The organism is Streptomyces sp. NPDC002809, assembly GCF_040295435.1.
Classification (GTDB): Bacteria; Actinomycetota; Actinomycetes; order Streptomycetales; family Streptomycetaceae; genus Streptomyces.
The window spans coordinates 22,364-32,933 of record NZ_JBEOVJ010000090.1; the positions used below are offsets into that span (position 1 = coordinate 22,364).

Annotated in this window: 7 protein-coding genes; 5 read left to right on the forward strand and 2 right to left on the reverse strand. The window is 72.3% G+C overall.

The annotated features are described in order from the left end of the window. Nucleotides 1–91 precede the first annotated feature (91 nt). Nucleotides 92–583, reverse strand: coding sequence for a cysteine dioxygenase (locus tag ABT025_RS33705; RefSeq protein ID WP_351002460.1), 492 nt, complete (start codon nucleotides 581–583; stop codon nucleotides 92–94). Between the two features lie 706 nt (nucleotides 584–1,289). Here ABT025_RS33705 and ABT025_RS33710 point away from each other — a divergent pair. From ABT025_RS33710 to ABT025_RS33720, 3 genes are all read left to right on the forward strand, one after another. Continuing rightward, nucleotides 1,290–1,553 (forward strand): WhiB family transcriptional regulator, encoded by a 264-nt coding sequence (locus ABT025_RS33710; protein WP_018103995.1) that lies wholly within the window; start codon nucleotides 1,290–1,292, stop codon nucleotides 1,551–1,553. Nucleotides 1,554–1,929: 376 nt separating this feature from the next. Then, nucleotides 1,930–5,877, forward strand: a complete 3,948-nt coding sequence (locus tag ABT025_RS33715) for a glycosyltransferase (protein ID WP_351002461.1) — start codon at nucleotides 1,930–1,932, stop codon at nucleotides 5,875–5,877. Next, nucleotides 5,874–7,406 carry a DUF5719 family protein gene (locus ABT025_RS33720; RefSeq protein ID WP_351002462.1) on the forward strand — a complete coding sequence of 511 codons (1,533 nt, stop codon included), beginning with the start codon at nucleotides 5,874–5,876 and terminating at the stop codon, nucleotides 7,404–7,406. Before ABT025_RS33715 ends, ABT025_RS33720 begins: the two co-directional genes overlap by 4 nt. A gap of 76 nt (nucleotides 7,407–7,482) precedes the next feature. Here ABT025_RS33720 and ABT025_RS33725 read toward each other — a convergent pair whose 3' ends face one another. Beyond that, nucleotides 7,483–7,920 carry a metallopeptidase family protein gene (locus ABT025_RS33725; protein WP_351002463.1) on the reverse strand — a complete coding sequence of 146 codons (438 nt, stop codon included), beginning with the start codon at nucleotides 7,918–7,920 and terminating at the stop codon, nucleotides 7,483–7,485. A gap of 322 nt (nucleotides 7,921–8,242) precedes the next feature. Between ABT025_RS33725 and ABT025_RS33730 the strand changes: the two genes are divergently transcribed. Continuing rightward, on the forward strand, nucleotides 8,243–8,650 hold the full coding sequence (locus ABT025_RS33730; RefSeq protein WP_351002464.1) for a DUF3499 domain-containing protein: 408 nt from the start codon (nucleotides 8,243–8,245) through the stop codon (nucleotides 8,648–8,650). 84 nt (nucleotides 8,651–8,734) lie between these two features. Further along, on the forward strand, nucleotides 8,735–10,108 hold the full coding sequence (locus ABT025_RS33735) for a phosphomannomutase/phosphoglucomutase (protein WP_351002465.1): 1,374 nt from the start codon (nucleotides 8,735–8,737) through the stop codon (nucleotides 10,106–10,108). Nucleotides 10,109–10,570 lie beyond the last annotated feature (462 nt).

Sequence of the window (10,570 nt, forward strand, 5' to 3'; positions counted from 1 at the left end):
GCCTGGTCCTTGTCGGGGTGGTGGCGGGTGACGGGGTGACGGGTGGGACTGTCGGGCGGAGCCTGGTCCCTGTCCGGGTGGTGGCGGGTTGTCAGGCGGTGGCGACGGCCGCGGCGCACTGTGCGGCGTGCATCGGCATGTCGGTCAGGCCCGGGTAGTAGACGTGCAGGCTGACGGCCGGTTCGAGGGAGTCGTTGACCACCTCGTGGATGTAGCCGGGGGCGAAGACGCGCTGCGAGCCGGCGTTCAGCGTCCGCGTTCCGCGGTCCGTACGCTCGGTCAGTTCGCCGTCCAGGACGGTCAGTACGCCGGACGACGGGCCGTGGTCGTGCAGGCCGCTGCCCTGGCCGGGGACCCAGCTGAGCAGCCAGATCTCGTAGCCGGGTCCGGTGCGGAGGCGGTGGTACCAGCGGGTGGTGGTGTCGTACCGGACGAGCGGGGCCCACTGGGAGCGGTCGGCGGCGACGGTGCGGGCGAGCCCGACGAATTCCGCCACCGTCGCGGGGTGTTCGCGGGCGGGGCGCAGGAGGTGCTGGACCTCGAGGAGGTCGCCGGCGATCTGGAGGTCGCTGTCGCTGTTCATGGGTGCGGTGGTTCCTCGGCAGGGGTGCAAGTCGTGCAGTGCGGATGCAGGGGTGTCGCAGGACCTGAGGGACCGGGTGACCGCAGTGGCGGGAAGCCGCGTGGGGGAGGGTCCGGGGGTCCGGGATGAGCTGTGTCGGGCTGGAGCTCGGGGGCTTCAACAGCTGAGACAGCTGGAACAGCAACAGCGGGCCTGAACAGCGCTGCGGAACCCACGGATGTGGGTGACACGCATGACTGAGGTCGCTGGCATGACATCAAGGAGAACCGGAGAACCTCCGACTGTCAACCCAATGCCCGATTTGGGGGTAATGTTTCACCTCATCCGGTTACTCCGTTCGGAGAAAGGTTTGTGCAGCCCCCGCGGCGGAGAGGTGGCCCAACAGTCGCTGCGGCAAACGCGGTCGCACTCCTGTGACCCGACTGTGATCTTGATCGCTTCGGTGATCGAATCGCAACGTGTCCGCCCTCCTGGGAGTTCTTCCCTGTGGCGGATGAAGGCGTACCGAGGCTCGTGGCATATGTCAGGTTTTTGGTGATTTGAACACTTTACGCATACGCTTGGTTCCGCAGAGTGAATCCCGGGCCCAATAGCAGATCTGAGCTTGACCGGCACGGAGCTACACACTTGTAATTTCACTCGTGTCGTTCGGCCGATTCGATAACGGCCGCATCACGGGGACGCAAGAGACAGACGAGGGGCGCACATGACCGAGCTGTTCCAGCAACTGCTGGTCGAGGACGCGGACGAGGAACTCGGCTGGCAGGAGCGCGCACTGTGCGCCCAGACCGATCCCGAGTCCTTCTTCCCCGAGAAGGGTGGATCGACCCGCGAGGCCAAGAAGGTCTGCCTCGCCTGTGAGGTCCGGTCCGAATGCCTTGAGTACGCCCTTTCCAAGGACGAGCGATTCGGTATCTGGGGCGGTCTTTCCGAGCGTGAGCGACGGCGCCTGAAGAAGGCCGCGGTCTGACCCGGCCCCTCCGGGACCCCCCGGCCGCAAGACGCCGAACCCTGAGGGCCGTCCGCTCCCCGGACCGGACGTCCCATGGCCCGCCGCCTGCACCCTGCCCGCAGGCGGCGGGCCATTGCCGTACCTCCGGCACGGTGGCGGAGCGGCCCCGGACCCGCTCCGGACCCCCTCTGCCGGCACAGCCGGACCGGGGCACCGGCCGCCCTCCACCGCTGTACCGCAGCCCTCGTTCAACCGCTCCGCGCCACCCCGGTTATCCGTACCGTTAGTGTGGGGCCCCGTCCGAGACGCGCCAACGACCCGACAGGGCGCGCGTGTACACCGATGCAGCCCCCGGGGGACGTCCCCCGGACCCGGCCGGAGGGCCCGTACCTCGATGTCCGTGCACAGCCAAGCAACGGCGCCGTACGCGGCTGCCGCCGCCCCAGAGTTCCCCCGGCACGTCGTCACCGCCGTGCTCGTCTCCCACGACGGCGCACGCTGGCTGCCAGACGCGCTCGCCGGGCTGCTCGGGCAGGAGCGCCCCGTACAGAACGTCGTCGCCGCCGACACCGGCAGCGCCGACGACTCCGCCCGACTGGTCACCGAGGCGCTCGGCGCCGAACGCGTCCTGCACCTCGCGCGGCGTACGAGCTTCGGCACCGCCGTCGACGAGGCGAGCCGCACCGCCGGTGTCCTGACCCCGGACGACCTGCCGTACCTGAAGCGTCCGAGCGGCTGGGACCCCGTCACCAGGTCCTGGCGCGACGACGCCTACGACCTGCCGGACCTGCCGCACGGCGAACCGGTGCAGTGGCTCTGGCTGCTCCACGACGACTGCGCCCCCGAACCCGACGCACTCGCCGAGATGCTGCGCGTCGTCGACAACGACCAGCACGCCGCGATCGTCGGACCCAAGCTCCGCGGCTGGTACGACCGCCGCCAGCTCCTCGAAGTCGGCGTCTCGATCGCCAACAGCGGGCGCCGCTGGACCGGCCTCGACCGGCGCGAGCAGGACCAGGGCCAGCACGACCAGGTCCGTACCGTCCTGTCCGTCTCCACCGCGGGCATGCTGATCCGCCGGGACGTCTGGGAGGAGCTCGGCGGCTTCGACCGCAGGCTGCCCCTCATGCGTGACGACGTCGACCTGTGCTGGCGAGCCCACATGGCCGGCCACCGGGTGCTCGTCGCCCCCGACGCCGTCCTGCGGCACGCCGAGGCGTCCGCCCGCGAACGCCGCCCCATCGACTGCGCGGGCCGCTCGGTCTCCAGCCCGCACCGCGTCGACAAGGCCGGCGCCGTCTACACCATGCTGGTCAACGCCCCCGGCAAACGGCTTCCCTGGGTGCTGCTCCGGCTCCTGGTCGGCACACTGCTCCGTACGCTCGCCTACCTCGTCGGCAAGGTGCCGGGCCAGGCGCTCGACGAGGTCACCGGCCTCCTCGGCACCCTGCTCCGTCCCGGCCGCATCCTCGGCGCACGACGCCACCGCGGCAAGGGGGTCGTCGACCCGGCCGAGTTGCGCGGGCTCTTCCCCGCCCCCGGTGCCACCGTCCGCGCGACCGTCGAGCAGGTCGCCGGGAACTTCGGCGGCGGCGCGGAGGCCGAGTCCGGCGGCTCGCGGCACGGCGCCGTCGAGTCCGGTCCGGGCGGCGACGACGCCGACTTCCTGGAGATCGACCAGTTCGCCAAGCTGAAGCGCGTCGGGCGCAAGCCGGGCCCGGTGCTCTTCGCCGTCCTGCTCCTGGTCTCCCTCGTCGCGTGCCGCAGCCTCCTGGGCGGCGGCGCGCTGGCCGGCGGCGCCCTGCTGCCCGCGCCCGGTGACGTCTCCGAACTGTGGGGCCGCTACGCGGACGGCTGGCACACCATCGGCACCGGCGGAACCCAGACCGCACCGCCCTACCTGGCCGTGATCTCCGCGCTGTCCGCGCTGTTCCTCGGCTCCACCGGCTTCGCCCTCACCCTGCTGCTCGTCTGCTCGGTCCCGCTCGCCGGACTCACCGCGTACTTCGTCTCCCGCCCGCTGCTCCCCTCGCGGCTGCTGCGGGCCTGGGCGAGCGTCGCGTACGCCTTCCTGCCCGCCGCGACCGGCGCCCTGGCCACCGGCCGCCTCGGCACCGCCGTCCTCGCCGTCCTGCTGCCGCTGATCGCGCGCACGGCCGTCTCCGCGCACGGCCTGCGCGGCGGCGGTGACAACCGCGGCAGCTGGCGCGCCACCTGGGCGTACACCCTGCTCCTCACGCTCGCGATGGCGTTCACCCCCATCGTCTGGCCGCTCGCCGTGGTCCTCGGCATCGGTGTACTGGTGCTGCGCCGCAACGACATCACGGCCTACGGTCTCCGCTTCCTCGCCGCGGTCGGGACCCCGCTGCTGGTCCTCGCGCCCTGGTCGCTCTCGCTCCTGTCCAGCCCCTCCTCCTTCCTGAAGGAAGCGGGACTGGAGACCGGTTCGGGCTCGGCCTCCGCACTGGACCTGCTCGGGATCAGCCCCGGCGGGCCCAAGGCGGCCGGCGGCATCCTGCTCCTCGGCATCGTGCTCGCGGCACTGGCCGCGCTGCTGCGCGGGGAGCGGCAGTTCGCGGTACGGACCGCCTGGGCCGTCGCCCTGGTGGGCCTGGCCTTCGCCGGGCTCGCCAACGGCTCCGGCTGGGCGGGACCCGCAACCCTCGTCTACGGCGCCGCGCTCATCGCCGCCGCCCTGGTCGGCGCTGACGGTGCCCGGGTCCGGGTGGCCGAGCTCAGCTTCGGCTGGCGCCAGCCGGTCGCGGTCCTGATCGCCCTGGCCGCCGTGCTGGCACCCGTGCTGGCCGCCGTCGGCTGGATGATCGGCGGCGCCGCCGGCCCGCTGGAGCGCCGCGATCCGGTGCAGGTGCCCGCGTTCGTCGCCGAGGAGAGCGGCACCCGGGACCAGCCGCGCACCCTGGTGCTCGGCGGGACCTCGGCCACCTCCGTCGCGTACACCCTGGTCCGTGGCTCCGGCGCGCGGCTGGGCGATGCCGAACTGGCCGCGGCCGGCGGCGGCAACAGCCACCTCGACAAGGTCGTCGCCAACCTGGTGGCAGGCTCCGGCGCCGACCAGGGCAGCCAGCTCAGCGGCTTCGCGATCCGTTACGTGCTCGTGCGGGACGGGGCGCCGAAGCAGATGAGCCGGGTCCTCGACGCGACCCCCGGCCTCAGCCGCCTCAGCCAGCTGGACGGCAGTGCGCTGTGGCGGGTGGACCGTCAGGTCGCCCGGATCATGATCGTGCCGTCGGCAGCCGACGACGAGCCGCTCCCGGTGGGTTCCAAGCCCGTCGAGGCGCACACCAAGATCCCGTCGGGCAGCGCGGGCCGTGTCCTGCGGATCGCCGACGCCGCGGACCCGGGCTGGCAGGCCACGCTCGACGGGAGGGTGCTGACCCGCAAGACCGTCGACGGCTGGGCGCAGGGCTTCGAGCTCCCCGCCGAGGGCGGCATGCTGGACCTCACGTACGAGACGCCCTTCACGCACTCCGTGTGGGTCTGGGGCCAGGCCGCGCTCCTCGTGGTCCTGCTGGTGCTGGCCCTGCCGGGCCGCCGCCGGGAGATCGACGACGACCTGCCCGAGGAGGGCGTGGTGGTCCCCGCCGAGCCGGTCGCCGGCGAGGGACGCCGGGCCCGCAGGCTGCGTGCGGCCGCGCTGGCGGAGGGCGAGGGCGACGACGGCGAGGACTTCGACGCCGACGAGTCCGCGGAAGCGGGGGCGCCGGCGGAGCACATCCCCGCCCAGCAGACCGGTCCGCGGACCACCGCGGCGGAGCCGCTCGACGCCGACGACGGCCAGGACGTCTTCGTCCCTCAGCAGGCCGACGGCGACACCGGCGAGTACGCGGCGGTGCCCCAGCAGCAGTACGGGGACTGGGACGCCCAGCAGTACCAGGACGCCGGCTACCCGCAGTACCGGGAGGGCCAGTACCAGGACGGCCAGTACGGTGCCGCGCCGCAGCAGCAGCCCGACGGCGCCGCCAGCTACGACCCGTACGGCTATCAACAGCAGGGCGAGTACGCCCCGTACACCCAGGACCAGTACGGAAACGCCCCGCAGGGCAGCAGTGGGCAGTACGACCCCAACGCCCCGCAGGGCAGCAGTGGGCAGTACGACCCCAACGCCCCGCAGGGCAGCAGCGGGCAGTACGACCCCAACGCCCAGTACGGCAACGCCCCGTACGACCCCGGTCAGTACGGCACCGGCCAGTACGGTGCGGACCAGTACGGCGCCCAGGGCGCGTACGACCCGCAGAACCCCGACGAGAACCCCGACGGGAACCCCGCCCCGGGCCAGAACCCGTGGCCGACCGGTAACGCATCGCGAGGCGAGTCCGAGTGAAGTCCACCAGCCTGTCCCTCATCGCCGGGGCCGTCGCCCTCGCGGCCGTCACCGGATTCGCCGCGGTCACCGTGCCGGACGCCGGGGGCACGACGACGGCGAAGCCGGCCGCGCGGCTGCCCGTGGAACGGTCCAGCCTGCTCTGCCCGGCCCCCGGCCTGTCCGACCTCGCGGAGACGGAGTACACCTCCTTCACCCCGGCGGGGAAGAGCGGAGACGCGGCGGAACCGGCCGGCACGGCCGAACTCCTGTCCTCCACGGCCGCGAAGGACGACGAGAAGGACTCGGGGAAGAGCAGCAAGGACAAGAAGACCAAGAAGGCGGGCCCGGACAAGCCGGTCGTTCTCCTCAAGGAGCCCGGCAAGCCGGTCACCGCCGAGGTGTCCGGTGCCGACGCCCCCGCGCTCGTCGGCACCGCCACCGGCCGGCTGGCCCCCGGCTGGACCAGCCAGCAGACCACCACCGTCGAGGCGGGCGACTCCCGAGGCCTCCTCGGGGTCAGCTGCACCGCACCCGACACCGACTTCTGGTTCCCGGCCGCGAGCACGGCGAAGTCCCGCGAGGACTACGTCCACCTCACCAACCCGGACGACACCGCCGCCGTCGCCGACATCGAGCTGTACGGCCCCGACGGCACGCTCAAGTCCGACGTCGGCGAAGGCATCACGGTGCCCGCCGGTTCCGGTGTCCGCGTCCTCATCTCGACGCTGACCAGCAAGGCCGAGGACGACGTGACCGTCCACGTCACCACCCGGACCGGCCGTGTCGGCGCGGTGGTGAGGTCCGCGGACAGCAAGACCGGCAGTGACTGGCTCCCCGCCTCCACCGAGCCGGCGAGCACCCTCGTCCTGCCCGGCATCCCGGCGGACGCAACCTCGGTGCGGCTCGTGGCCTTCGCCCCCGGTGAGGACGACGCCGACCTCACGGTGAAGCTGCTCGGCAAGACGGGTGCGATCTCACCGGCGGGCCATGAGGACCTGCACGTCAAGTCGCGGATGACCGCCGGCGTCGACCTGAAGAACCTGACCAGGGGCGAGGCGGGCTCCCTGCTCCTGAGCCCCGCCCAGGACGGCAAGGCCACCCCGGTGGTGGCCGCACTGCGGGTGGTCCGAGGCAAGGGCGCCAACCAGGAGGTCGGCTACATTCCGGCGACCGGCCCGGTGGGCGCGCAGGCGACCGCCGCCGACAACCGGGCGAAGGGTTCGGTCCTCTCGCTCACCGCCCCCGGCGCCGCCGGCACCGTGAAGGTCACGGCGTCCGCGGGCAGCAAGGGCGGCACACCGGTCAGCAAGACGTACGAGGTCGCCGCCGGTACGACCGTCGCGGTCACCCCGCCGGTTCCGGCAGGACTCAAGGGCACGTACGCGCTGACGGTCGAGACGCAGTCGGGCGGTCCGGTCCACGCCGCCCGCACGCTCACGGTCCCGATGGACGGCATCCCGATGTTCACGGTGCAGACGCTGCCGGACGACCGGGGAACGGTCGAGGTACCGGCCGCCGAACAGGACCTGTCGGTCCTGGACGACTGAGGACCGCGACGACCGGACTGTGGGGCGGGCCGCGCAACGGCCTGCCCCACAGCTGTGCGCCCCTGGCGCAGGGCGCCTACTCCTGGCCGTCCTGGCCGTACCGGGGATCGACCGACTCCGGCGAGAGCCCGAGCAGCTCCGCGACCTGCTCGACCACGACCTCGTGCACCAGCAGCGCGCGTTCGTCACGATTCTTGGTACGGATCTCGACGGGGCGCCGGTAGATGACGATCTGCGCGGGCCGCTCCTTCTCGGCGGGCAGCGCACTGCCCAGCGGAACGGTCTCCTCCACGGGCCCTGGTACGTCGAGGACCACGAAGTCGACCTCGGCCAGCTGCGGCCAGCGCCGTTCCAGCCGTTCCACCGAATCCTGCACCAGATCGCGGAAGCTGTCCGCCCTGCTGGCCGAGAGCGGCACCTGGGGAGGGGCGACGGGGCCGCGCATGCCGCGGCCGTGTCGGTCTCGGCGTCGCGGTCGCGGCTCGGACGGGTGGGGCGGTACGGGACTGTCCATCACTGACGCAGCGTAACCCTCCGCCGGGTGAGCGGCCTGCGGCTGTCCGGGAGGGAGCCGACCTGTCCGTTGCTGAACGATCCGGCCACGGGACGACCCGTTTCAGGCCCCGCTCCTGATCGTTGATTCCCTGCCGTATGACAGCTTTTGTGCCGGCTGGTGACCGGAATCGTTGCGGTCAGGACCTGCGCCCCTCTCCTCCCGTGCAGGTCAGGGGAGTTGCCGGGCAAGAGCCTGGGCCCGGGGTCGTGGGGCGACACGGTGGGGTGAGCCGGGGGAGAGTCGTCGCAGCCCGCTCAAGAGTGCGGTACCGTCCAACATCGTGAGCCCTGTACGTCGCTGTTCGCGCACCGCGTGCGGCCGCCCTGCCGTCGCGACACTGACGTACGTCTATGCCGACTCGACTGCGGTCCTCGGCCCGCTCGCCACCTATGCCGAGCCTCATTGCTACGACCTCTGTGCCGAGCACAGTGAGCGCCTGACCGCGCCCCGCGGCTGGGAGGTCGTCCGGCTCTCCGACCCTTCCGCGCCCACCCGTCCCAGCGGTGACGACCTCGAAGCCCTGGCCAACGCCGTACGGGAAGCAGCGCGTCCACAGGACCGCGGCGACGGTCCCAGGGGCGACGGTCCCAGGGGCGACGGTCCCAGGGGCGGCGGTCCGCGCACCCTGGATCCGATGGAGGTCGGCCGCAGAGGCCACCTCCGCGTACTGCGCTCGCCCGACTCCTGACCAGGAAGCCGTCACCCGGAGCGTGAGGCGTTCCCGGCCGCCGGGTAGTTTGGCGGTCCGAAGAAACCTCAGGAGGACCGGCCCGTGACTTCCGACCTGTCGCAGCTCGTGAAGGCGTACGACGTGCGCGGAGTCGTGCCCGACCAGTGGGACGAGTCACTGGCCGAGCTGTTCGGCGCGGCGTTCGTCGAGGTGACGGCCGCGGACGCGATCGTCATCGGCCACGACATGCGTCCCACGTCCCCCGCGCTGTCGGGAGCCTTCGCCCGCGGTGCGGCGGCCCGCGGAGCCGATGTCACGCTGATCGGCCTCTGCTCGACCGACCAGCTGTACTACGCATCGGGGTCACTGGACCTGCCGGGTGCGATGTTCACCGCGTCGCACAATCCGGCGCAGTACAACGGCATCAAGATGTGCCGGGCCGGCGCGGCCCCGGTGGGGCAGGACACCGGCCTCGCCGAGATCCGCACCCTGGTCGAGAAGTGGTCGGAGACCGGCGCACCGCAGCCGGCCGCCACCCCCGGCACGGTCACCGGACGCGACACGCTCACCGACTACGCCGCCCACCTGCTGTCCCTCGTCGACCTGTCCGCGATCCGCCCCCTGAAGGTGGTCGTGGACGCGGGCAACGGCATGGGCGGCCACACGGTCCCGACGGTCCTCGCGGGCCTGCCGCTGGACCTCGTCCCGATGTACTTCGAACTGGACGGCACGTTCCCGAACCACGAGGCCAATCCGCTCGACCCGAAGAACATCGTCGACCTCCAGGCCCGGGTACTGGCCGAGGGCGCCGACCTCGGCCTTGCCTTCGACGGCGACGCGGACCGCTGCTTCGTCGTGGACGAGCGGGGCGCGGGCGTCTCCCCGTCGGCGATCACCGCCCTGGTCGCGGCCCGGGAACTGGCCCGCAACGGTGGCCGGGGCACGGTCATCCACAACCTGATCTCCTCCCTCTCGGTCCCGGAGGTCGTACGCGAACACGGCGGCACGCCGGTCCGCACCCGGGTCGGTCACTCCTTCATCAAGGCGGAGATGGCCGCACACGGCGCGATCTTCGGCGGCGAGCACTCCGCCCACTACTACTTCCGTGACTTCTGGAACGCCGATACGGGCATGCTCGCCGCCCTCCACGTCCTGGCCGCCCTAGGAGGCCAGGAGGAACCCCTCTCCGCCCTGGTGGCCCAGTACGACCGCTACGTCGACTCCGGCGAGATCAACTCCACGGTCGACGACCAGCGGGCCCGCACAGCGGACGTACGGGCAGCGTTCGCCGACCGCGAGAACGTGACCACCGACGACCTGGACGGCCTCACGGTCACGTCCCCGGACTGGTGGTTCAACCTCCGCCCCTCCAACACGGAACCTCTGCTGCGCCTGAACGTCGAGGCCGGCGACGAGGAGACGATGACGGCGGTACGCGACGAGGTCCTGACCTTGATCCGCACACCGGCCGCCTGATCCGGAGCGGACTGGGCACAAAGAACCGCCCTCCGCCTTCCGACAAAAACCGCCCTCCGCCTTCCGACCTCGCCGGTGCTGAGGCGCGGGGGACGGGGCACGAACCGGCCTTCCGCCTTCCGCCTTCCGACCTCGCCGGTGCTGAGGCGCGGGGGACGGGGCACGAACCGGCCTTCCGCCCTGCAACCTCGCCGGTGCTGAGGAGCGGGGCCAGGGGTGCAGCCCCAACCTCCAGCCTCGTCGGCGTTTGATGGAGGGGGCCGGCGGTGCCGCGCCCTCTTCCGGCCTCGCCGGTGTACGAGGCGCTGAGCCCGGCGATACAGCCCCCCTCTCTTCCAGCCCCCCGCTTCCAGCCTCGCCGGCGTTTGAGGCGCGGGGTCCGGGGCGGAGCCCCGGTTACGGGAAGGGGCGGGTAGGGGACAAGGCCCGCCGCAGGCGCACCCCCAGGGCGCCCCCCCCCCC